We start from the raw sequence: 23,185 nt of genomic DNA, 5'->3' as shown, positions 1-23,185 counted from the left end.
GGTTGACCTTTACAAAAGGGACATCATAACTTACTGATTAAATAATAGATAAGAAAACCAAAATCATGACAAAAATTAAATCGCTTGCTGACCTGAAAAAGTTAAAAGACGAGGTACAGTCTAAAATTAAACTTCGGGAAAAAGGTGACCACCCTGAAAATCTCATCCAAATTAAAGTATCCATGGCTACCTGTGGAATAGCATCAGGGGCAAAAGATACCATGAACTTCTTTATCCAGGAATTGGATCACCAGGGGATCGATGCATTGGTTACCCAAACAGGTTGCATGGGCTATTGCTATGCCGAGCCAACCATTGAATTGAGTATTCCTGGCAAAGAACCGGTCGTTTATGGCCATGTAGACAAAGAAAAAGCACTGGAAATCATCAACAAACACATCAAACTGAATGAATTGGTTGATGGCATCATACCAGTAAATTATAAAACCATTGACGACTAAAAACAGATCATAAAATGGCAGATTACAACATGCATATTTTAGTTTGCGGCGGAACCGGCTGTAAAGCTTCTCAAAGCGAACTAATCAAAATTAATTTTCAAAACCAATTAACCGAGCTGGGAATGGAGGACGAAGTTCAGGTAATCCATACCGGTTGTTTTGGTTTTTGCGAAAAAGGGCCTATTGTGAAAATTCAGCCCGATAATACTTTTTACGTTTCTGTAACCCCTGAAGACACCAAAGAAATCATTGAAGAACATTTGGTTAAGGGAAGAAAAGTAGAACGTCTTCTTTTTAAAGATCCATCTTCAAAAGCTAGCATTAGCCAGAGTAAAAATATGGACTTCTACAAAAAGCAAGTCCGCATTGCTTTGCGAAATTGTGGTTTCATTAATCCAGACAATATTGAAGAATATGTTGCCAATGAAGGCTATTCTGCATTGGCAAAATGTTTGAGTGAGATGACTCCGGAAAGCACGATCAAATTAATCACCGACTCGGGTCTTCGTGGTCGTGGTGGTGGTGGTTTTCCAACCGGATTAAAATGGGACATTACCCGCAAGGTTGAAGGGGATGAAAAATACGTGGTTTGTAACGCAGATGAGGGTGATCCTGGTGCATTTATGGACCGTTCTATTTTGGAAGGTGATCCACATTCAGTGATTGAAGCGATGGCCATTTGTGGGTTCTGCATTGGAGCCAGCAATGGTTTGGTATACATTCGTGCAGAATATCCATTAGCTATTCAACGACTAAAAACAGCTATTAATCAAGCTCGTGAATACGGTTTGCTTGGAAACGACATCATGGGTACCGGGTTTGATTTTGATATTGAACTTCGTTACGGTGCAGGTGCTTTTGTTTGTGGTGAAGAGACTGCTCTTATTCACAGTATGGAAGGACTTCGCGGCGAACCAACTTTTAAACCTCCGTTCCCTTCCGAGTCAGGTTATCTGGGCAAACCGACCAATGTAAATAATGTTGAAACTTTTGCAAATATTCCTCCAATTATCAATAAAGGTGCTGAATGGTTTAGCAGCATCGGAACTGAAAAATCAAAAGGAACCAAAGTATTTGCCTTAGCGGGTAAAATCAACAATGTTGGCCTAATTGAAGTACCAATGGGAACCACTTTAAGAGAAGTAATTTACGACATTGGTGGTGGAATTAAAGACGGAAAAGAATTCAAATCAGTGCAAACAGGAGGTCCATCAGGAGGATGTTTAACCAAAGACTTTCTGGATACACCAATTGACTATGACAACTTACTTGCGGCAGGTTCTATGATGGGATCAGGCGGAATGATTGTTATGGACGAGGATGATTGTATGGTTTCCATTGCTAAATTCTACCTGGAATTCACATTGGACGAATCCTGTGGAAAATGTACTCCTTGCCGAATTGGGAATAAACGCTTACATGAAATATTAGACAAAATTACGGAAGGAAAAGGAACTCCTGAAGATTTAATGCGTTTGCGTGCATTAAGTTCAGTAATTAAGGACACCTCTCTTTGTGGACTTGGGCAAACATCTCCTAACCCAATTTTATCGACACTCGACAACTTCTATGATGAATACGAAGCACACGTGACGGAACAAAAATGTCCGGCCGGTCAATGTAAATCGCTGTTGAAATATGTCATTGAAGATGAAAAATGTACCGGCTGCACCCTGTGTTTCCGCAATTGTCCGGTAGGTGCAATATCCGGTGACAAAAGAAGTCCTCACTCTATCGATCAATCGTTATGTATCAAGTGTGGAGTGTGTTACCAGAAATGTAAGTTTGACGCGATCAAAATCGCCTAATTCAGCAAGACTATGGATATGATAAAATTAACCATTGATAATAAACCGGTAGTAGTCAAAAAAGGCACTACCATCTTAAAAGCAGCTGCAAGCATTGGCATTGATATTCCATCACTTTGCTATATGAAGCTGGAAGACATGAATATTGAAAACAAGCCTGGTGGTTGCCGGGTATGTGTGGTGGAAGTAAAAGGACGAAGAAACTTAGCGCCTGCTTGTTGCACGGACGTTGCAGAAGGAATGGAAGTCAGTTCACACTCAATCAGAGTTGTGAACGCTCGTAGAACAGTAGTTGAACTAATTCTTTCTGACCACCCTTCCGATTGTCTGGTTTGTGCAAAATCCGGTAACTGTGAATTACAGGATATGGCCCATCATTTGGGTATTCGTGAAATTCATTACCAGGGTGAGCAATCAAGTTATCGTGAAGATACTTCTCCTTCGATTATTCGTGAAATGGATAAATGTATTTTGTGCCGTCGTTGCGAAACCATGTGCAACGAAGTACAAACAGTTGGCGTTTTATCCACCATCAATCGCGGTTTTGAAGCAGTTGTTTCTCCAGCGTTTGAAATGAATCTTGATCATTCTGTTTGTACTTATTGCGGTCAGTGTTTGGCAGTATGTCCAACCGGAGCACTGACAGAAGTGGATGAAACAGGTGCTGTTATTCGTGCATTGTCTGATCCTACTAAAAAAGTTATTGTACAAACGGCACCTGCTGTTCGTGCTGCGCTTGGAGAAGAGTTTGGAATGGAAGCAGGTACTTTGGTGACTGGAAAAATGGCTGCAGCTTTGCGTCGTTTAGGTTTCGACTATGTGTTCGATACAGATTTTGCTGCTGACCTTACCATCATGGAAGAAGGAACAGAACTACTTGGCAGGCTTAATAAATATCTAGCAGGCGACAAAGAAGTAAAACTTCCAATCTTAACATCATGCTGTCCTGCCTGGGTGAAATTCTTCGAGCATCAATTTCCAGATTTAAAAGATATTCCTTCAACCGCTCGCTCACCTCAACAAATGTTTGGCTCCATTGCAAAAACCTATTTTGCAGATAAAATGGAAACTAAAAGAGAGGACTTGGTTGTGGTTTCAATCATGCCTTGTGTTGCTAAAAAGTATGAATGTAGCCGGGATGAATTTAAGGTAGATGGAAATCCGGATGTTGATTATGCATTGACTACACGTGAGTTGGCACAACTAATCAACTTGGCAAACATCGATTTCAAATCACTTCCAAACGAAGATTTTGATAATCCAATGGGAGAATCAACCGGTGCCGGTGTAATCTTTGGAACCACTGGTGGAGTAATTGAAGCTGCCGTACGAACTGCCTATGAAGTACAAACCGGAAAATCATTGGAGCGTCTGGATTTTGAAGAACTTCGGGGAATGGAAGGACTTCGTAAAGCAACAATTGATTTTGACGGAATTCCTATTAATATTGGAATCGCTCATGGCTTGGGTAACGCCCGTAAATTGCTGGAAGAAATCCAGAAAGGTGAAAGCGAGTTTCATGCCATTGAGATTATGTCCTGCCCTGGCGGCTGTATTGGTGGAGGGGGGCAACCTTACCATCATGGCGATGTCGAAATTCTTAAAAAAAGACAAAAAGCGCTCTATTCTGAAGATAAAAATAAAGTCTTGCGCAAATCACATGAGAATCCCTACATCAAGAAATTGTATGATGAATTTTTGGGAGAACCATTGAGTGAAAAAGCGCATCATTTATTACACACTGAATACTTCGACAGAAGCTAGAGAATTGTCATTTTTTGTCATGTATAGACATTTAGTCATTAATGACAATCAACGAATAACATGATAACTAAAAAACATCCACATTATGCCAAAAATAAAATTAGCTGAAAAAACCATCGAATTGATCAAAGAAATTTGCGCTCAATTCAACAATAAGGAAGGAGAGTTAATTAATGTTCTTCATGGAGTTCAGCACCAATTAGGTTATTTGCCAGCAGAAGTTCAGGAAGTAATTGCAAAAGAGTTGAATATGTCTGTTGCAAAAGTATACGGTGTTGTCACCTTTTACTCTTTCTTCACGATGCTGCCTCAGGGAGAAAACCCTATCTCTATTTGCATGGGAACAGCTTGTTATGTAAGAGGTGCAGAGCAAGTTCTTACCGAGTTTAAAAGGCAACTCAATATTGAAGTTGGACAAACAACTCCTGATGGAAAATTCTCAATCAATTGCCTTCGTTGTGTCGGTGCATGCGGACTAGCTCCTGTTGTTCTGGTTGGAGAACGCGTATATGGTCGGGTTTCTCCTCAACAAGTCAATAAGATTATTGCAGAATATCAGGATGGGTGTGCTTCGAACGCCAAAATTGCGTAGAATATAAATAGTACTAAATGAACGAGGTTTCTAAGTGAAACCTCGTTCATTTTAAACAAAGCCAAAGTTCATCTGTTTATCAAAAAATAATAATCATTCGATTTAACTAATTCTTTTCCAAAAGAATAAATTAAAAAATGATCTCATTAAGAGTAGATAACGATAAAAAAATAATTTTTGCGAATTATACCGGCTCTGTCAGTTTATCAGATATTGAAAATTTTTACCAGGAGATTTCCAGAGAATATCATCACTGGGGAAAATTAAAAATGACACAGGATGAAAAGGGTGCCGAATTCATCAATACTCCTGAGATCCTGAAAAATGCAAAAAGATTAATTGACATTCTGGCTGCAGCATTTACTTCCATAAAAATTGGTGTCATTCAGGATCGTCCAATGGAAACAGCCTACAGTTTTTTATTTCTGGAAAACTCTTCTAGCTTCAATTACCTCATCAAAGTATTCTTTCTTGAAGAAAATGCCTACAAGTGGCTAGAGCAATAATCAAACACAATTATAAGGATGAATATTTGTGTTTGATGATGATTTATCACAAGGATATCATGTAAAGAAAAAGGGTCAACTACAAACAGCTAATCCTTCAGTATTTTTCTTCTCTCCTGCGCGGAGAATAATCAAAGACATTTTCAGGCTATTCTTACTTTTCCTGCTTTTCTTTCAATATTTTAAGAATATTATCCCAAGGTTCAACTAAATGGGAACTAGCCCATTCTTCCCACATACCAGACATCTCCTCAACCTTTTCTGGCATTGTATCTGCAAGGTCATTCATTTCAGTTCGATCCTTTTCGATATCATACAATTCCCATTTTTGGTCCTCCTGTTTATAATTCCAGGCCATCACCAGTTTATACTTGCCTAGGCGAACTGCCTTGTTACCTTCATGCTCCCAGAAAATTGGTTCGGTATGAACCGGTTCATCCACTCCTTTAAATAATGGGACTAAACTTTTCCCTTGCATTGGATGAATTTGGTGACCATTGAATTCAGTTGGGTATTCAGCTTCCCCTAAGTCTACAAAAGTCGCCATGAGGTCTGGCAAAAATCCGTATTGACGTACAAATTTCCCTTGATCTTCCTTCTTGATACCATTTGGCCAGTGAACAATCATCGGGGAAGAAATTCCACCTTCATGAATCCAATGTTTGTAACGTTTAAACGGAGTGTTCGAAGCATTTGCCCACGCACGACCATAGGAAAGGAAATATCCTTCAAGAGTTTCCAGCTGGCTGGCCGGGCCTCCACCAAGTTCACCCCCTTCGGCACAAGCACCATTGTCATCAATAAATATGATTACCGTGTTGTCTATAAGCTCATTCTTTTCAAGATAATCCACCAAATATCCAATATTTTGATCCATGAGATCGACCTGTGCGGCATAAATTGCACGGCGAAGTTGCATCTCTTCTTTCTTCTCTTTCGATAGGGAATCCCATTCTCGGGAATCCTGTGGAGACAACCCCCAGTCTTTGTCAATAATGCCCATTTCAATCATTCGCTTGTAGCGTTCTTGTCTCAGTGTTCCCCAGCCTTCACTGTATCTCTCACGATATTTGTCTATATCTTCTTTGGGAGCCTGTAATGGCCAGTGAGGAGCATTATACGCCAAATACAAAAAGAATGGTTTCTCAGGCGTTTCTGCTTTTGTTTCCTGAATAAAAGAAATTGCATTATCAGTAAATGCATCCGTGGAATAATAATCTGGATCTGAAATTGAAATGGTGTCATTTCCAAGAGTAATTCCACGAGGATATGTTGGGACGAAATAATTACAGGCACCGTCTAAAATACCGTAATACTTATCGAAACCGCGTTGCAATGGCCACTGATCCCTTTCATTCATTCCCAAGTGCCACTTACCAGTCATCATTGTTGTGTAACCGGCTCCTTTTAGAACTTCTGCCAGCGTAACAGAATTACGGTTCATCACCCCTCGATAGCCTTCCAAATTATAATCATGCCCTTGTGGATCTTCAGATGGATTAGTCATATGACCAATGCCCGCCTGATGAGGGTATAAACCCGTCATTAATGAAGCCCGGGTAGGACAACAACGGGCGGTGTTATAAAATTGAGTAAAACGAACACCATTGCTTGCCAACTTATCCAGATTCGGTGTATTAATTTCACCGCCATAACATCCAATATCTGAGAAGCCCATATCGTCCGACATAATCAGAATGATATTTGGGCGCTCAGGCTGATTTGAAGCTTTTTCCTGTGAGGATGTACAAGAACTAAAAGGTATCGCCAATGCTAGCGCTACCAAACCAAGGTTTTGCTGCTTTTTCATAAGATATCTACTTTCATAAAATGTGTTAGCTATTCTTTGTTTTTATTTAATCTATTTAGATTGCCAATCAGGTGGTGGAATTACTCCACCATTACTATTCTCATTATACCTGGGAACCTGCCGACTTGCCTTCAATCCGTAAAACTCATCAGTCCCTTTACTGAGTTCATCAACTTTATCTGGATATTGGTCGGATACATCGTTTTTTTCATAAGGATCGGACGCAATTTTAAATAGTTGATAAATAACTGATTTTTCCTCAATTCTATCCGGAGCGGGACGTTTCACAATTAGTTTCCACTGATTTTTATTTACAACCAGATCTTCAATTTTATCATCCCCCTGATCCAGATAACTATACCATTCACGATCTTCAATGGTTGCTCCTTTCAATATAGGCAAAATATTCTTTCCATCTAAGTCATTTCTCGGGGAACCTTTAAAATCCGCAACCTCCATTAATGTTGGAAAAATATCAATGTACCCAACACGTTTATCAACTATTTGCCCCCCGCTGATTCCACCAGAAGGCCACCTCACTGCAGCAACTACCCGAATACCTCCCTGGTATGGCGTTAATTTACCTCCCCGAAGTTCACCATTGCTTGCACCTTTGAGTAACCCGCCATTGTCACTGGCAAATAATATGAAAGTATTGTCCATCTGTCCTCTTTCTGCTAAACATTCTAATATCTTCCCGATATTCTGATCCATGTTATCGACCATTCCTGCGTAGATTTTTTTAGTTCCAGTCCGATTGGAGTATTTTTCTATATCTTCAGACTTAGCTTGAAAAGGGCCATGAGGTGCAGTAAATGGAACATACAAAAAAAATGGTTTATCAGCTGGCACGGAATTAATAAACTCAACAGCAGCATCTCCAATAATATCAGTAGTATATCCCTCCTCATGAGACAACTGGTCATTCACATACCAATCCAAACTTCCTTCCTGCTGCGGTCCGATGGAAAGGTTTCTGTTAAAATAGTTTACTGCTCCATTCAAACTTCCTTTAAAATAGGTAAAGCCACGATTGTAAGGATGCCACTCCTGCCTGCGGTAACCTAAATGCCATTTGCCAACCATGCCCCGGAAATTATACCCAGCTCTGGAAAGCATTTCTGCAATGGTTTCCTCATCGGAAGAGAGTCCAAATTCAGCTTGCGGAGAAATTGCTGAACGCATAAGGCCATATCGAATAGGATATCTACCAGTCATCAAACCTGCCCTTGATGGCGAACATACCGGGCAGCTGTAATATTGCTCTAGCCGCACGCCTTCAAATGCAATTCTGTCAATATTCGGTGTCCTGATATCACTCCCATTATACCCAACATCTGCATAACCCAAATCATCTGCCAGGATTATTAGAATATTGGGCTTTCTTTTTAAAAACTCTTCTTTCGAGCAGGAACTAAAATGAACACCTAGAAATAGTATTACAACTACTAATATTTTCTTTTTCATCGGGTTTTTCCTTTGTTTCCTCATATAAAACTGCAACTCCACTAACCGAACCTACCTACTGATTTTTCCTTTTAGCATGGTAAATGAATGAGGAGGAAAACTGTATGCAAATCTATTCCCTTTGGTTTTAAGCGGATTTTTCTCAATCGTGCGAACTTCCGACTTTGTAAAATTATTCTCCGATTTTAAATCCGGCCCGTTGACTTCATAAACCTGAAAACTGCCACTAAAAGGACGATTCTGAGAAATGATTTCAGCCTCTATTGCTTCGTCTTTATTCTTATTTACAACACAGATCATAACTTCTTCATTTTCATAGGTTGCGGAAACATCCAGGTAAGGAACATCTTTAAACTGAGAAGGCATTTTATCATGTGAACTATAAAACTTCTCCGTATCATATTTTTCACAATCTACAAAAACATCCAGTGCGGTTCCACGCATATTGTTCGCAAACAGCTGCAAAGGATAAAAAATGGTTTGTTTAAACAAGCCTTTTTCATTGGTAACCACTGCCGCAATAACATTTACGAGTTGAGCCAGATTGGCCATTTTAATAACATCTGCATTTCGTACAAAGGCATTTAAGAAACCGGCAATAACCAAGGCATCTTCCAGATTGTAAACTTCCTCCAGTCCTTCCACCCCACGGTAGCAAACGTTGTACTCATCCCAGGCAATGTAAATTGGTGGACGGTTTCCCCTATTTGCCGTTTGCATTACCCGGTCAATCATGCCTTTCGCAATTCTAGTGCGCTGCTCCAATATTAAAGGGGTTGAAATGTAGTTGTAATAATCGTTATCAGGATTGCCCACATAAATATGCAGGGCAATGTAATCAATCACATCTTTTAGTTCTTCAAGGACTGTTTGGTTCCAGCGATCCGGATCGGCTCCTTCACGGTAATTTGCAGATCCGGCAGCAATCAATTTTATATCGGGCGAAGTCCTGACCATGAGTTTGGCAGCTTCGCGGGCTTTTGCTGCATACACTTCTGCGCTCATATGCCCCATTTGCCAGGTACCATCCATTTCATTCCCAAGCCCCCAGTATTTTATACCATGAGGTTCCGGATAGCCATGCTTTTTGCGGAGTTCAGCAAAGTAAGGCCCCGATTCTACATTGCAGTATTCAACCCAGCGCCTTGCTTCTTCAATGGTTCCGGTTCCGAGATTGACAGCAATATAAGGTTCGGTGCCGATGGTCTTGGCATATTCAACAAATTCATTTGTACCAAACTGGTTACTTTCAATGGTTCCCCAGGCAAGTTCCATCCTGGGAGGGCGTTCCGACTTGGGCCCTACTCCATCCAGCCAATTATAATTCGAAACGAAGTTTCCACCGGGGTACCTTACAATTGTTGGGTTTAATTCTTTAAGTGCCTCAACAACATCTTTTCTACAACCAGTTGAATCGGATAACGGGTTTCCCGGGTCATATATACCTTCATAGACACATCTTCCAAGGTGCTCTATGAAATTGCCGTAAATGTTTTTATCAACCTCGCCGATTGTCCGGTCAAGGTCAATCTTAATTCTGGCCTGTTGTGCTTGTAAGGCAATGAACGTGAATGCAGTGAAAATTACAACAAGCAAAAGCGATTTACTGTATTTTAGGCTTCCTCTCATAATGATAATGGTTCATACCACAGGAATAGTTTACTATCTACTCCTACGATATTTTTAGATAATGTTTATTGATAGTGAAAAAGAAAGGGACTTCTTGGACAGTCCCTTTCTTCTATATTTAGCCAAATTAATAACCCGGATTTTGTTCCAGATTTTCATTAGCATCAATTTCAGGCTGTGGAATTGGAAATAGCACATGGAAAGGTTTAGCCAATGTTATACCTCTATCCAAAGCAGTCTGGATAAAACGACCATGTCTGATCAAATCTGGCCTTCTTTTTCCTTCACTGTATAACTCCCAACCTCTCTCAGCAAGAATTTTATCGATGAAAGTCGCCTGGTCTGGAATGTCTGTAAGTGTATAATCAGGTAATCCAGCTCTGTTTCTTACTTCATTTAATAAATCTAAAGCTTCTTGTGAAACAGTCCCAGAGGACATCACCAATCCCTCTGATCGGGTCAACAATATTTGCGAGTACCGTATATAGGGTACATCCTGACCTCCAATTGTCGGATCTGCTGAATTCTCATCAATAGGGTACTTCAAACTCCTTGGGTGATTATATTTATCACCGGTTGGTCCTTCGTTCGGATCAAGCAAGTTTACAAACACTCCTTTACTTGACACATATTCTGTAAGAATCAAATCAGCTCTTTTATCGTTCTCATCAAACGTATTGTAAAAACCAATTTGAATAGTTGACTGAGTTGCAGCATTTACTACTGAAGTAGGATAATCTCCTGGAAGCACATTTCGAGTCCAATTGTTTCCAACTGGTTCAACGTCTATGTTCGGAAAAACATAAATCATTTCATTATTCCCTTCATTGTCCAATGCAAAAATATCCTCGTAATTTGGTAATAGCTGGTAGACCCCCATATTAATTACATCCTGAGCTGTTTGTGCTGCATCTGCCCAGTTTTTTGTATTTAACTGAAACTGTGCCAATACGCCTAAAGCTGAACCACGGGTGGCTCTTCCAAATTCAGTTTCCGGAACAGTTATTGGCAGCAAAGGAGCAGCCGCTTTAAGTTCTGAAATAACAAAATCCTCAATTTCCTGAGCTGTCGCACGGGTTGGGAAAAGCTCAGTTGTAGTCTCTGTAATCAGCGGAACTCCTCCAAACCAGTCATAAAGGAAGTTATAAGCAGTTGCCCTGATAAACTTAGCCTCACCCAAATACCTATCCTTAATATCTTGACTTAATAATGGATGGTCTGGAATCGCAGTAATCAATATGTTGGCATCCCGTATAGCTCTATAATTTTGACGCCAATAAGCCTGAATAACTGCAGTATGCCCCGGATCAAAACTAAAATCCTGATACTTCCGAAGTGTATTGTTAAAGTAAGCTCCAATGTAATCTCTGAACATATCGGTAGTGCACTCATTTAAAGCTATATAATCAGCTGCACCTCCCCAGCCATTTAATTGACCATTGGCATATGCAGAACCTAAAAGTGCTTCAATACCTTCCTGGGTCTCCAAAAAAGCTCCCGAAAATTCAGATTTTGGTTCAATTTCTAATGGTTTTTCACAGCTCGATATAAAAAGAGCGAGTAAAACTATAGCAAATACTGAATATCTATTTAGTAATTTCATTTTCATTTAATTTTAAAATCCTACATTAATTCCTAATTGAAATATCCTGGATGACGGATAAGCAGTACGATCAATACGTGCTCCAGACTGCCCTAATGAGTTAACATCCGGATCATATCCAGGATAATCTGTTAACATCAACAGATTCTGCCCGCCAACAAATATGTCGAGTGAGTTTAAAAAGGATATATTATCCATAGGAACAGTGTATGTTAACTGCACATTCTTTAAACGAACAAAAGAAGCATCAGCTATTAAATAGCTGTTGGATTGCGCCCCCCCATATAAACTAAAATCTACTGCAGAGGGCCATTTATTGGTTGGATTATCTGGTGTCCAACGATTAAGCAAAGGTTCTGCCAAACGGTTTCTATACGTATCGTTTGGATACAGGGCATCATTTAGTGCCCAATTCATCAACTCTTGCCCCAAAGCTCCATCAATAAAAATATTCAACTTAAAATTTTTATAACTAAAGGAATTGTTTATACCAAAAGTGAAATCTGGATAAGGGTTACCTAGTACAACACGGTCTTCATCATTAATTTGGTCATCCTCATTAACATCCAACCATATTGGGTTTCCTGGCACTATATTGGGCTGAGCAGCAATTGGGTCTTGACCTTCTTGAAAGATCCCAATTGCTTTGGTACCATAGTAAGAATACAGTGCTTCCCCTGGTCTGATAAGAGATAGTATTTGCGAATTTGATTGTATAATCTCTGGGATATTACCTAAACTTACTACCTCATTTTTAGAGGTGGAAAAATTTAAATCTGTTGACCATTTCAAAGCTCCAGTCAAATTAACAGTACTAAGCATCACCTCGATTCCTGAATTATCAACTTGCCCCACGTTACTAGCAAGTATTGAAAAACCGGAAGTACTTGGTATTGGCAGATTAAGTAGTAAATCTTTATTTGACTTTTTATAGTAATCGATACTTCCTCGTATTCGAGATTTTAAAAATCCAAAATCTACACCAAAATTCAGCTGTTCTGAAGTTTCCCATTTCAAATCGGGGTTTGGTATCCTTGATGGAGCGACTCCAGCCACCTGTTGTCCACCAAAAACGGCTACAGGACCTCCTGAATATGTGGCAAGTGCACGAGCAATCCCGATATCATCGTTTCCAAGTTGCCCCCATCCAGCTCTTAATTTTAAGTCAGAAAGGAAATTAGAATCCTTCAGAAATGATTCGTTTATTATTTTCCATGCTCCAGAAAAAGACAAGAAATATCCATATCGTTTATTTGCTCCAAAATTGGAAGATCCATCCGCTCTGATAGAAGTAGTTAACAAGTACTTATCATCAAAACCATAATTAATCCTACCTAAATAAGACAATAACCTACGTTCAGAAGCAAAACTACCCACTTGATTCTGAGCCTGAGTTCCTATTCCTAAGTCATTGGTCTCTATAATATCCGAAGCAAATCCCTGAGTACCTGCAGAAAAGGTTCTGTTTTCAAAAGCTTGATAGGTGCTACCTAACAATGCAGTTAATGAATGCTTATCGGCAATGGTTTTAGTATAGGTTAAAATACCTTCCAACAGCGTATTTGACAATTCACCACCTACAACAGTGGCAATACCTCCTGCAGACTCACCTTGTTTAGATATTCTATTTGAATAGATATCCCTGCGCTTATTGGTTCTATCAGACCCTAGTGTTACTTTTGCTTTCAATTCAGGTGTAAAGCTATACTCTCCATAAATATTTACCAGGGTACGGTTAATTGCTTCTTTTAGTATTTGTCCATTTACTAAAGCGTATGGGTTACCTAAAGTCAGCGCAATTATCCCATCTGTTTCAGGTCTAAAAATACTACCGTCGTCATTAAAAACAGGGTTAATTGGAGCATTGTTAAGCGCCAGATAAACGGCATCACCTTGTTCATTTATGGCAAATCCATTTACCGGAACTTGCTTATTCTTTTCAAAGGATGTGTTCAACTTCATTCCATAGGTGAACTTTTCACTAACCTTTTGCTCTATATTCAATCTAGCCTGATAACGACTGTAATTTGTATTTTTTATAATTCCCTCCTCCTCATAGGAACTGAGTGAAGAGTAGTAGGTGGTTCCTCCAGATTGTCCTGATAAGGATAGATTATTCGATTGAGTGAATCCCATTTGTAATATCTGATCTTGCCAATCGGTTCCAGCTCCAACAGAATTTATCACATCGCTACCAAATGGTGCTGAATTTCCTCTGGCAATTTCCAATTCATTCATTACATCTATGTACTCTGAAGTACTTAAAACGTCTATTTTATTCCTAATCTTTGAAACCGAGTAACTCGAATTAAAAGTCAATTTAGGAGTACTACCTTTGGTTCCGCTTTTTGTTGTTATAATCACAACTCCATTCGAACCTCTTGATCCGTATATGGCTGCAGCAGAAGCATCCTTAAGAATTTCAACAGACTTAATATCAGCCGGATTTATTGAATTTAATGGATTATTGGCCGGCATTTGCCCGTCAAATCCACTATTTAATTCTCCTGTTGCAGTAGCAACGTTGTTTATCGGGAATCCATCAACTACATAAAGAGGCTCTTGACCCGCAGTTATCGAACCAGTTCCTCGAATCCGAACAGAAACACCACCTCCCGGAGCATGACTTGCCTGTGTAATCTGAACACCTGCAGCCCGACCTTGTAGCAGTTGATCTACCGAGACCGGATTCACATTATTCAAATCTTCTTTGTTTAACGAAACAACAGAACCCGTTAAGTCACTTTTCTTAACCGATCCATAACCAATTGCAACAACCTCTTCAATACCGATCGCATCCTCAATCATCGTTACTTCGAAAAAGGCTTGGTTGCCAACTGGTAATTCCTGGGTTCTCATCCCAACAAAAGAGATTACCAAGGTACCACTGGAAGGAACATCGTTAATAGTGAAATTTCCATCAAAATCAGTAATTGTTCCATTGGTGGTCCCTTTTAACAAAATCGTGACGCCTGGAAGTGGTTGACCAGAGTTATCAGTAACCTTACCAGACACATCTAAAATTTGATTTGATAAATCAGCAAATCTGGAAACCTGTTCCTTATGAATAATGATTAACTTATTACTAATCGTATAACTTAATCCTGATTCTTGCATTAGGAAATCTAATACAGCATCTACGGTTTGATCTTTCAAGTCTAAGCTCACTTCTTTACTTAAATCCACTTCATGATTATTGTAAAAGAAAGAGAACTCAGATTGATCTTCAATTTGCCCCAAAACCTGTTCAATAGTTAGGTTCTGTCCGGATACATTTAGCTTTGTTTTTTGAGCGTATGTGGCAGCTGAAACCTGCACAAACAACGCTAACATAAACAAACAAATTAGTTTCATAATTCGATAAATTTGAGGAAAGTCAGCCCAAAGGCCGTAATTCCTTTTGGTTCGATTTTTTTTCATAAATTTGAAATGTTTAGACAATTAATTATTTGATTGTTTTTAAAGGCGGAATGTTGTGGCGACATCCCGTCTTTTCTTTTTATATTACATAGGCTTGTAAATTAGTTTAAACTCACGGTAATTGATTTGCTGGTAATCAATAGGACTTGTTAATTTCAGAGCATCCAACACTTGCAAAATGGGTTCCTGGTTTTTAAAACTTCCGGAATAAACCATATCATTTAATTCCGGAGAATTATAGCTTAATTTCACGTCATACCATCTTTCCAGACGTTTAACCAAGTCCAGAAATGGAATTTCGCGAAAAACAAAATCTCCAGCCGTCCATGCCAATTCTGTTTCAACAGCCGCATCCTCCATTGCAGCGATCATTGATTCCTGATCAAAGCTGATTTTTTCTCCCGGCTTTAGCGTGATTGCCTGGTTATTGATGGTGGTTAATTTAATTTGTCCTTCTTTGAGCGTTGCACTAATTTTCTGATCATCAGCATAACTACTAATATTAAATTTAGTTCCGGTAACTAGCACATCGAACTTAGCAGTTTGCACTGTAAATGGATGCTGCTTATCAGATTGGACTTCGAAATAACCTTCTCCGATAAGTGATACCACCCGATTCTTTGCTGAAAAATCCGGACTGATCTCCAATCGACTATCCGAATTCAACTTAACTTTGGTACCATCAGCCAGCATCAACTCCGATCTGGATCCCTGTGGAACGAAAAACGATTCAACCTGACGCTGAGGCGAAGGAGAAATGTGCGAGTTCATCAGGCCTCCAATTAATAAACCTATTGTCAAAATAGCTGCAGCGGAAGCGCCATAAATCCAGGTGGAAACTATTCGAGAATTTTTTCTGGTGGCTTGTCGCTTATAAAATTTAAGGAGTTGTTCAGTTTCAATCAGAGAGGTTTTCAGGCTGGCATCCCAGGTATCCTTGATTTCCAGGTAACGCTTTTTATTCTCCTGACTCTCTGCTATCCATGCCATTAAATACTGCTCATCCTCGCTGGAATAATCACCGTTTAAATACCGGGCAATTAATTGTTCATGATTTGTTGTGTTTTCCATATTCATCCCCTTTTTTAGGCATTATATTTACAACACAACTAATCCATGAAAACTACGTCACTAAAATCTGCTTTTTTTTACAACTCACCTTTTAATTGACAGAAATTAAAGAAGATATGAATTAACTTTTGGGATAATTTTTTTCTCAAGGAAGCCAAAGCTCGAAATAATCGAGTTTCTACAGTACGGAGCGGAATATTCAATTTTTGTGCAATTTCTTTGTTTTTCAATCCTTCAAAACGGCTTAGTTCTATCACCTCCCGGTGTATATCAGACAGCGAATTAATTGCCTCTTGGATCTTTTGAAGATTTTCCTTTTCAATCATCGATTTTTCAGCGCTTTCATAATGCTTCAACTCCAGGTCGACCAAGGTGGATATTTGTTGTTGCTGATGATCATGAACGACTTTTTGATGTCGTAGATAATTGAGGCAAGTATTTCTGGTGGCATTAAAGAGGTAAGCTTTTTGATGTTCCTGTTCCATGTTAAGTTTCCTTTTTTCCCAAACCAAAGCGAATACATCCTGCACTAAGTCAGCCGCAATATTTTCATCACCAACAAATTTAATTGCATACAAAACCAGCGCGTGATAGTACTTCTTAAAAATGGAATCAAAATCAGACATAGTCTATCCTTAATGCAGCCAATTTAAATAAAATCAGTCAATATTTAAATCCGAAATGATATGAGAAATGAATTTATGTTCTGATCTCTTCTTTTAGCACATCGCGTATAGCAAGAAAATTATTCTCCAGCCGAATCATATTTTCAATAAAGAAATTATAAATGTCGGGCCACTGGTTTTGGCGATGGATGTCTACTCCTTTCATTGACGTATAAATTCTGCATACTTCAGCCCCACTATCTCTCACATAACAAAAATCCCAGGTTAGTCCGCCCTCAAAACCATTTTCAATTATTGCCTTATATTTTTGAATACCTTCAAACACTTCCAGTCGGCGGTTTTCACTTCGGTGATTAACTTCCAGTATAACAGAGGCATCATTTCTTCCTGCTTCGAACTTTAAATCGACACCGGAAATTTTAGTATCGTATAGCATCCAGCTCTTTTTTCGGCCTCTGAGTTCAGGCACTAACTTGCAACGATCACCAAAAAGTGTCCAGAATTTTTTTCGTATCTGCTTCGCTTCTTCTTGTGTATACATTAAATAATATTGAAGGTCAAAAATAATAATAAGTTGTACTATTTTTACATTTCAACTAAAGTAAAAGGTCTTTAAAATGACGAGAGAAAGATATCCATTGGGAAGCTATTCTCACAATTTCATACATGAAAAAAACATCTGTCAAGTTACCGGACAGGGAAATGTAAACTCTGAAATGACGACGATGGAGATGAATGACATTGTTATGGATCCGCAGTTTTCTAATTCAATGCAACTCATTGTAGATCTAAGAAAAATTAATTTTCATCCTACTTACAACGAAATAATACATATAAAAGATCACCTTAATTTTTTGAAACAATATTTTAAGAATGAAATAGCAGTGGTAGCATCTGAATCATTTTATTACATCGCTTTCCTAATTTGCGAAATGAGTTCTATAAAATTGAAGGCTTTTAAAGACTGTGAAAAAGCCAAAGAGTGGTTGCAAAGAAATTCGTTTTAAATATCATCCTTTATCAATCCGATATATAAAAACATCCAACCCATGATATTTTATCTGTCGGGTTTTTCTCATTCCATTTTTTTCAGCCACCTTCTGCGAGGCTATGTTTCTGATATCGATTATAGAAATCAATGAATTACACAGGTTGTTCTGAAAAGCATAATCACGAAATTTATTTGCTGCCTCCGTTGCATATCCCTTCCCCCAATACGCTGGCAAAATATGGTAACCAATCTCAATTTCTGTTTTACCATCAATTTCCTGAGTGAGTAGTCCACATTGCCCAATAAATTGATTCGTTTGCTTATCAATCAATGCATGGTGACCATATCGTTTTTCCTGATATCTACGCAACTGTATTTCAATCCATTCTTTTGCCTGAGCCTTTTTATCTGAGCTCAAATCCAATCCCAGGTAAGGCAGATAATCATTATTTTCAAAAAAGGACTCCCAAATGGCAATATCCGATAATTCAAGTTTTCGTATTCGCAGCCGCTCGGTTTCTGCTCCATCTAAATACATTGACGAATCTTTTTGTGCACTAATGATATAATTTTTTACTCCCTCTAAGTTATTTAATTTCACCCAAATTGTATAATAGTCGTCCTCGACATATCGTTTTTCATCCAATTAATTGCAAAAAAAATGAAGCATAAAAAAAGCCACTCTCCTTTCGGAAAGTGGCTTTCAGTATTTTGTTTTTCGGGTAAGGAAGATTTACTTCCTGATTCTGTTTAAAACCGAAATACCTTACTTTTTATATATTTTTTTGTATCCGTAGATAGCAGCAGCACCCAATTGCTCTTCAATACGAAGTAGTTGGTTGTACTTAGCCATACGGTCAGAACGGCTCAATGAACCAGTTTTGATTTGACCTGAGTTAGTAGCAACTGCAATGTCAGCAATTGTTGAATCTTCAGTTTCACCAGAACGGTGAGAAGTTACTGAAGTATAACCAGCACGGTGTGCCATTTCAATTGCATCCAATGTTTCTGTCAACGTACCAATTTGGTTAACTTTAATCAGGATTGAGTTAGCAGCATTCAATTCGATACCTTTTTGCAAGTACTCAACGTTAGTTACGAACAAGTCGTCACCAACCAACTGACATTTGTCACCCAATTCAGCATTCAGTTTTACCCAACCGTCCCAGTCGCCTTCGTCCATACCGTCTTCGATAGAATCGATAGGGAAATTAGCAACTAATTCAGCTAAATAAGCAGCTTGTTCTTCAGAAGTACGTTTTGCACCGCCTTCTCCTTCAAATTTGCTATAATCGTAAATACCATCACTGTAGAACTCAGAAGCGGCACAGTCAAGAGCGATAGAAACATCTCCACCGTCTTCTGCACGTCCTGGCTTGTATCCAGCGTTTTTGATAGCTTCTATGATTGAGTTCAATGCATCTTCAGTTCCGTCCAATGCTGGAGCAAAACCACCTTCGTCACCTACAGCAGTGCTTAAGTTACGTTTTGAAAGAACTTTTTTCAAGCTGTGGAATACTTCAGCACCCATACGTAAACCTTCACGGAATGAAGGAGCACCAATTGGGCGAATCATGAATTCCTGGAAAGCGATAGGAGCATCTGAGTGAGATCCGCCATTGATAATGTTCATCATAGGAACTGGCAATGTTTTTGCGTTTGTTCCACCGATGTAACGGTATAATGGAAGGTCAAGTGCATTAGCAGCAGCTTTCGCAACAGCCAAAGAAACACCCAACATCGCGTTGGCACCTAATTTTGATTTGGTCTTAGTTCCGTCCAAATCAAGTAATTTTTGGTCTATAGCTACCTGTTCAGAAGCATCCATTCCGATGATTTCCTGAGCGATAACAGTATTTACGTTTTCAACAGCTTTCAATACACCTTTACCAAGGTAACGGCCTTTGTCGCCATCACGCAACTCAAGTGCCTCATTTTCGCCAGTTGATGCTCCGGATGGAACGCCAGCTAAACCGATTGAACCACATTCCAATGTGATTTCAACTTCTACGGTAGGATTACCACGAGAATCTAAAATTTCTCTACCAACTACGTTACTAATTAACATGATTTATGGTTTTGAATTAAACTTAGTAATTTATCTAAAATATTGATTTTTAAAAACTTTCAAAAAACCGAGGCAAATATACGAAATCATGAGAAAATTAGTGAGGTTTCCTTGTTACGAATAACTTAAATTTAAAGAAGAAACCGCACACGAATTTATTTGCAGAAAATTGTCTGGCATTTAGTCTGCAAAATCAAAGACTAAGCAAATTATTCTACATCAAATTTACAAAGAATTAAGCTCCTTATGTTCAGGTATTAGAACGATTTAAACTGATTGAATTTATCACCGGGTTTGTACTCGAAAACTTGTAAAGGCTGAATGGTAACCAAAGCACCTTTCTCTGATTTTGCAATTAGTTCATGCACTTCCTTTGCAAAACTTTTCACTTTTTCATCTTCATCCACAATCTCAATAACAATCGGCAGATTGCCGGATAAGGCAAATATTTTCATCGTATGAATCGAGTGGCTTGCTCCAAATGATAGAATTCCCCTGTGAACGGTTGCTCCTGCCATTCCATACTCTCGAGCCTCCTTTACAATCTCTTCGTATAATGGTGTTGATCCTATTTTATCAGTTTCCGATATATAAACTTTCAATAAACTGGCTTTACCTTTCATAACTCGCTCCTTTCTAAAAATTGTTTTACGAACAAGTTACTTCATAAAAAGCAAAAAGAAAATAGTGGAATGAAAGAATAATAGATCTTTATTGTCCGTAGATCAACCGAATAGATATTACGCCAAGGTAAACTGCCAAAATCCCAAAAAAAAGGCTCAACCCAATATTGCCGAATAACTGCAGATAATTATTCTCCGCAAGCATATTAAGGTTATTATAGGCAAACGAAGAAAATGTGGTAAATCCGCCACAAAATCCAACGGTCAGAAATATCCGCCATTCGGGAGATAAAAGGTTTCCCCGTTCAGACATGGCAAAAGCAAGTCCAATAATAAAACAGCCGGCAATGTTTGCCGCGAATGTTCCCCAAGGGAAGGTACTATGCAAATACTTCTCGACCAGAACTTGTGTTAGGTAACGAGCAACGCTTCCCAAAAAGCCTCCTGTTCCTACGATGAAAATTGTTTTCAGCATGGATTATTTTATTATTCAAGTGAAATGAATACCTTGAACTTCAAATTTACGAAAATATTTAATCTGCCCATGTTCAGCGACAATTTCAAACAAGCATTCATTTTCCTTTGCCTTATTTTTCCGTTGTATTGCTATTCACAATCTCCTACTGCTTTTCAATATGAAGTAGCAGAATGGATGGAATCTGCAGAACTTGAACACAGCAATATTGGTATTTGCTTTAAAGATGCACTCACTGACGAAATTCTGGCAGAAACAAGTCCACAGCATAGTTTGGCTCCTGGCTCAATTCTAAAGCTCGCCACTACAGCCACTGCACTTGAAAAACTGGGGCCCAATTTTCGATTTGAAACACAACTTGCCTATTCCGGACAAATTAGAAACGATAGTTTAGTTGGAGATCTAATTATCATTGGAGGTGGTGATCCGGCTCTTGGATCAAAATATTTCAAAGAATTTTACCAATCTCCACATTTCCTTGATAAGTGGCTGCAAAAGCTGGTGGAACTAAATATTACGCACGTTACCGGAAACATTATTTCGGATGTTTCCATTTATGAAAAACAAACGATACCCAATACCTGGATTTGGGAAGATCTAGGGAATTATTACGGAGCGGGAGTGTTTGCAATTTCTGTTTACGACAATTTGTATAAAATCCATTTGTTTTCTCCCGCGATAGAAGATCAGCCAACCAGTATCTTAAAAATTGAACCTGAAATTCCGGACATTCAATTTGAGAATAATGTATTGTCGTCAAATATCAATCGAGACGAGGCTTACGTTTTTGGTAGTCCTTTAGACACCAAACGCATTTTGCGGGGAACCATCCCAAAAGGGAAAAGTGATTTTAAAATCAAAGCATCCATTCCAAATCCACCATATTTATTAGCATATCAGCTACAAAATAAATTGAATGAATCGGGAATTACAGTAGGTGGTTTTATCGACATTTTATATGCAAAGCCACAGGTAACAAGCTACCAAGTCATTGACAAAATTTCTTCTCCCCCATTAATTGATATTATCCGAGTGACGAATCATGAAAGTGTAAACTTGTTTGCCGAACACTTGCTGAAACATATGTCTTTCCTTGAAACAGGTGTTGGTTCAACGAAAGAAGGAGTAAAAATTGTTGAGCAGTTTTGGGAAAATAAGGGCCTTGACATGAAAGGTTTCTTTATGGCAGATGGATCTGGGTTGTCTCATTTCAATGCTGTTACCGCCAAACAATTGGTTGACATACTATATTACATGAAAAACGAAAGTCAATATGGCGAATTATTTTTCTCATCAATCCCGGATGTGCCAAACGGGACTTTATATGTTTTTGACCACAAGAACTTCCCCAAAGGTACCTTGCTGGCAAAAAGCGGCAGTATGACCAGGGTGCGGTGCTACGCTGGCTCAATCATTACAATATCCGGCAAGCAATTGCTATTCACAGTGATGCTGAATAATTTCGCCTGCAGTCAGGCTATAGCTATTGATTTAATTGAAGAATTATTGGTAAAGGCCCGGTTATCGAACTAAAGAGTTCCCATTTCTTTTGACTTCCTCTTTTTGCTCCACGGGTTGATCAAACTGTTCTTCCAACTCTTTTCTTATTTTTTCCATTTCTTCCGGGCTAAAGAAAAATTCAAAATCTGTTGGATTGGATTCATTTTCAAATTTCAAGGTATCTGTCTTAAAAAAACGTCCAAAATTCTTCATCATTTCGTTATGCAGACTATCAAGATTATCCGGTAAAAATCCATCCCAATTATTTGAATCATTCCCAAACGAAAAACCATTCATGAAACTTTGACGATGCTCTAAAAACTCTTTTTGAAGATCGCGAAATGGATCATTTCCAGAAGAAATGGAATCTGAGAAAAATCCATTAAAGTTACTCCCCAGCAAGTCCTTCATCTCTTTTTGAATTGATTCAAAATCGATCAGATTCATTGTCGAATCAGATGACCAGCTTTTCACATAAGTAGAATCGAAACAAATCAAATTTCCATTTTCATCATATTCCTTATTCACCCTGGATTGCTCATTGGGTAATTTTCCTGTTTCCACTTCCTGAGCAACTAGATAGTTGACGGCGAATAACAGGATGAAAAACGAGACTGTCTTCTTCATCACCTTATGTTTTTGATTGATTACTAACTATTATAAACTACCTTAAACTAGCCTATAAAATTAATAAGGTTTAGTGCTAAAAACTTTAAACGAAACTTAAAAAATCTAACGGCTACAAGTCTAACTGAAATAAACAGAGGCATC

At 38.7% G+C, this 23,185-nt stretch carries 20 protein-coding genes; 7 read left to right on the top strand and 13 right to left on the bottom strand.

Annotated features, from left to right (window positions below; genetic code table 11):
- The first annotated feature begins 65 nt into the window (after positions 1–65).
- The 5 genes from ACUNWD_RS19210 to ACUNWD_RS19190 all read left to right on the top strand — a co-directional run bounded on the left by ACUNWD_RS19210 (position 66) and on the right by ACUNWD_RS19190 (position 5,131).
- Entirely contained in the window at positions 66–461 is a 396-nt protein-coding gene (locus ACUNWD_RS19210; protein WP_445589483.1) for a (2Fe-2S) ferredoxin domain-containing protein, read from the top strand.
- A gap of 14 nt (positions 462–475) precedes the next feature.
- Positions 476–2,269, top strand: coding sequence for an NADH-ubiquinone oxidoreductase-F iron-sulfur binding region domain-containing protein (locus tag ACUNWD_RS19205; RefSeq protein ID WP_445589482.1), 1,794 nt, complete (start codon positions 476–478; stop codon positions 2,267–2,269).
- Positions 2,270–2,281: 12 nt separating this feature from the next.
- Positions 2,282–4,033, top strand: a complete 1,752-nt coding sequence (locus ACUNWD_RS19200) for an NADH-dependent [FeFe] hydrogenase, group A6 (RefSeq protein ID WP_445589481.1) — start codon at positions 2,282–2,284, stop codon at positions 4,031–4,033.
- Between the two features lie 85 nt (positions 4,034–4,118).
- Complete coding sequence (nuoE, locus tag ACUNWD_RS19195; RefSeq protein ID WP_445589480.1) at positions 4,119–4,625, top strand: NADH-quinone oxidoreductase subunit NuoE; 507 nt, start codon at positions 4,119–4,121, stop codon at positions 4,623–4,625.
- Positions 4,626–4,762: 137 nt separating this feature from the next.
- Complete coding sequence (locus tag ACUNWD_RS19190) at positions 4,763–5,131, top strand: hypothetical protein (protein ID WP_445589479.1); 369 nt, start codon at positions 4,763–4,765, stop codon at positions 5,129–5,131.
- A 154-nt stretch (positions 5,132–5,285) separates the two neighbouring features.
- Here the strand turns inward: ACUNWD_RS19190 and ACUNWD_RS19185 are convergent, their stop codons facing one another.
- The 8 genes from ACUNWD_RS19185 to ACUNWD_RS19150 all read right to left on the bottom strand — a co-directional run bounded on the left by ACUNWD_RS19185 (position 5,286) and on the right by ACUNWD_RS19150 (position 17,298).
- Complete coding sequence (locus ACUNWD_RS19185) at positions 5,286–6,941, bottom strand: arylsulfatase (protein WP_445589478.1); 1,656 nt, start codon at positions 6,939–6,941, stop codon at positions 5,286–5,288.
- A 51-nt stretch (positions 6,942–6,992) separates the two neighbouring features.
- Positions 6,993–8,408, bottom strand: coding sequence for a sulfatase-like hydrolase/transferase (locus tag ACUNWD_RS19180; RefSeq protein WP_445589477.1), 1,416 nt, complete (start codon positions 8,406–8,408; stop codon positions 6,993–6,995).
- Positions 8,409–8,459: 51 nt separating this feature from the next.
- Positions 8,460–10,037, bottom strand: coding sequence for an alpha-N-arabinofuranosidase (locus ACUNWD_RS19175; RefSeq protein WP_445589476.1), 1,578 nt, complete (start codon positions 10,035–10,037; stop codon positions 8,460–8,462).
- Positions 10,038–10,164: 127 nt separating this feature from the next.
- On the bottom strand, positions 10,165–11,640 hold the full coding sequence (locus ACUNWD_RS19170) for a RagB/SusD family nutrient uptake outer membrane protein (RefSeq protein WP_445589475.1): 1,476 nt from the start codon (positions 11,638–11,640) through the stop codon (positions 10,165–10,167).
- Between the two features lie 12 nt (positions 11,641–11,652).
- Positions 11,653–15,060, bottom strand: coding sequence for a TonB-dependent receptor (locus ACUNWD_RS19165; RefSeq protein ID WP_445589474.1), 3,408 nt, complete (start codon positions 15,058–15,060; stop codon positions 11,653–11,655).
- Positions 15,061–15,144: 84 nt separating this feature from the next.
- Positions 15,145–16,131 carry a FecR family protein gene (locus ACUNWD_RS19160; RefSeq protein WP_445589473.1) on the bottom strand — a complete coding sequence of 329 codons (987 nt, stop codon included), beginning with the start codon at positions 16,129–16,131 and terminating at the stop codon, positions 15,145–15,147.
- Positions 16,132–16,208: 77 nt separating this feature from the next.
- Entirely contained in the window at positions 16,209–16,757 is a 549-nt protein-coding gene (locus ACUNWD_RS19155; RefSeq protein WP_445589472.1) for an RNA polymerase sigma-70 factor, read from the bottom strand.
- A 73-nt stretch (positions 16,758–16,830) separates the two neighbouring features.
- Positions 16,831–17,298, bottom strand: coding sequence for a DUF4268 domain-containing protein (locus tag ACUNWD_RS19150; RefSeq protein ID WP_445589471.1), 468 nt, complete (start codon positions 17,296–17,298; stop codon positions 16,831–16,833).
- A 76-nt stretch (positions 17,299–17,374) separates the two neighbouring features.
- On the opposite strand from ACUNWD_RS19150, the gene ACUNWD_RS19145 reads away from it, so the two are divergent.
- The gene (locus ACUNWD_RS19145; protein WP_445589470.1) at positions 17,375–17,764 is read left to right on the top strand and encodes a hypothetical protein; all 390 of its coding nucleotides are present in this window, start codon (positions 17,375–17,377) and stop codon (positions 17,762–17,764) included.
- Positions 17,765–17,767: 3 nt separating this feature from the next.
- Here the strand turns inward: ACUNWD_RS19145 and ACUNWD_RS19140 are convergent, their stop codons facing one another.
- The 4 genes from ACUNWD_RS19140 to crcB all read right to left on the bottom strand — a co-directional run bounded on the left by ACUNWD_RS19140 (position 17,768) and on the right by crcB (position 20,914).
- Positions 17,768–18,286: a GNAT family N-acetyltransferase gene (locus ACUNWD_RS19140; RefSeq protein ID WP_445589469.1), complete on the bottom strand. Its 519-nt coding sequence runs from the start codon at positions 18,284–18,286 to the stop codon at positions 17,768–17,770.
- Positions 18,287–18,514: 228 nt separating this feature from the next.
- Positions 18,515–19,816 (bottom strand): phosphopyruvate hydratase, encoded by a 1,302-nt coding sequence (eno, locus tag ACUNWD_RS19135; protein WP_445589468.1) that lies wholly within the window; start codon positions 19,814–19,816, stop codon positions 18,515–18,517.
- A gap of 257 nt (positions 19,817–20,073) precedes the next feature.
- The gene (locus ACUNWD_RS19130; RefSeq protein WP_445589467.1) at positions 20,074–20,439 is read right to left on the bottom strand and encodes a DUF190 domain-containing protein; all 366 of its coding nucleotides are present in this window, start codon (positions 20,437–20,439) and stop codon (positions 20,074–20,076) included.
- An 88-nt stretch (positions 20,440–20,527) separates the two neighbouring features.
- Positions 20,528–20,914: a fluoride efflux transporter CrcB gene (gene crcB, locus ACUNWD_RS19125; RefSeq protein ID WP_445589466.1), complete on the bottom strand. Its 387-nt coding sequence runs from the start codon at positions 20,912–20,914 to the stop codon at positions 20,528–20,530.
- A 69-nt stretch (positions 20,915–20,983) separates the two neighbouring features.
- Here crcB and dacB point away from each other — a divergent pair, with 69 nt between their 5' ends.
- Positions 20,984–22,447: a D-alanyl-D-alanine carboxypeptidase/D-alanyl-D-alanine endopeptidase gene (dacB, locus tag ACUNWD_RS19120; protein ID WP_445589465.1), complete on the top strand. Its 1,464-nt coding sequence runs from the start codon at positions 20,984–20,986 to the stop codon at positions 22,445–22,447.
- Here the strand turns inward: dacB and ACUNWD_RS19115 are convergent.
- Complete coding sequence (locus ACUNWD_RS19115) at positions 22,436–23,041, bottom strand: hypothetical protein (RefSeq protein ID WP_445589464.1); 606 nt, start codon at positions 23,039–23,041, stop codon at positions 22,436–22,438. The genes dacB and ACUNWD_RS19115 overlap by 12 nt on opposite strands.
- Between the last annotated feature and the right edge of the window lie 144 nt (positions 23,042–23,185).

The organism is Sunxiuqinia sp. A32, from assembly GCF_052690465.1.
This window is presented reverse-complemented; position numbering and strand designations above follow the sequence as displayed.

Coding starts and splice junctions, on each gene's coding strand:
- ACUNWD_RS19210 (WP_445589483.1), top strand. CDS start 66: ATGACAAAAATTAAATCGCTTGCTGACCTGAAAAAGTTAAAAGACGAG.
- ACUNWD_RS19205 (WP_445589482.1), top strand. CDS start 476: ATGGCAGATTACAACATGCATATTTTAGTTTGCGGCGGAACCGGCTGT.
- ACUNWD_RS19200 (WP_445589481.1), top strand. CDS start 2,282: ATGGATATGATAAAATTAACCATTGATAATAAACCGGTAGTAGTCAAA.
- nuoE (WP_445589480.1), top strand. CDS start 4,119: ATGCCAAAAATAAAATTAGCTGAAAAAACCATCGAATTGATCAAAGAA.
- ACUNWD_RS19190 (WP_445589479.1), top strand. CDS start 4,763: ATGATCTCATTAAGAGTAGATAACGATAAAAAAATAATTTTTGCGAAT.
- ACUNWD_RS19185 (WP_445589478.1), bottom strand. CDS start 6,941: ATGAAAAAGCAGCAAAACCTTGGTTTGGTAGCGCTAGCATTGGCGATA.
- ACUNWD_RS19180 (WP_445589477.1), bottom strand. CDS start 8,408: ATGAAAAAGAAAATATTAGTAGTTGTAATACTATTTCTAGGTGTTCAT.
- ACUNWD_RS19175 (WP_445589476.1), bottom strand. CDS start 10,037: ATGAGAGGAAGCCTAAAATACAGTAAATCGCTTTTGCTTGTTGTAATT.
- ACUNWD_RS19170 (WP_445589475.1), bottom strand. CDS start 11,640: ATGAAATTACTAAATAGATATTCAGTATTTGCTATAGTTTTACTCGCT.
- ACUNWD_RS19165 (WP_445589474.1), bottom strand. CDS start 15,060: ATGAAAAAAAATCGAACCAAAAGGAATTACGGCCTTTGGGCTGACTTT.
- ACUNWD_RS19160 (WP_445589473.1), bottom strand. CDS start 16,131: ATGGAAAACACAACAAATCATGAACAATTAATTGCCCGGTATTTAAAC.
- ACUNWD_RS19155 (WP_445589472.1), bottom strand. CDS start 16,757: ATGTCTGATTTTGATTCCATTTTTAAGAAGTACTATCACGCGCTGGTT.
- ACUNWD_RS19150 (WP_445589471.1), bottom strand. CDS start 17,298: ATGTATACACAAGAAGAAGCGAAGCAGATACGAAAAAAATTCTGGACA.
- ACUNWD_RS19145 (WP_445589470.1), top strand. CDS start 17,375: ATGACGAGAGAAAGATATCCATTGGGAAGCTATTCTCACAATTTCATA.
- ACUNWD_RS19140 (WP_445589469.1), bottom strand. CDS start 18,286: ATGTATTTAGATGGAGCAGAAACCGAGCGGCTGCGAATACGAAAACTT.
- eno (WP_445589468.1), bottom strand. CDS start 19,816: ATGTTAATTAGTAACGTAGTTGGTAGAGAAATTTTAGATTCTCGTGGT.
- ACUNWD_RS19130 (WP_445589467.1), bottom strand. CDS start 20,439: ATGAAAGGTAAAGCCAGTTTATTGAAAGTTTATATATCGGAAACTGAT.
- crcB (WP_445589466.1), bottom strand. CDS start 20,914: ATGCTGAAAACAATTTTCATCGTAGGAACAGGAGGCTTTTTGGGAAGC.
- dacB (WP_445589465.1), top strand. CDS start 20,984: ATGTTCAGCGACAATTTCAAACAAGCATTCATTTTCCTTTGCCTTATT.
- ACUNWD_RS19115 (WP_445589464.1), bottom strand. CDS start 23,041: ATGAAGAAGACAGTCTCGTTTTTCATCCTGTTATTCGCCGTCAACTAT.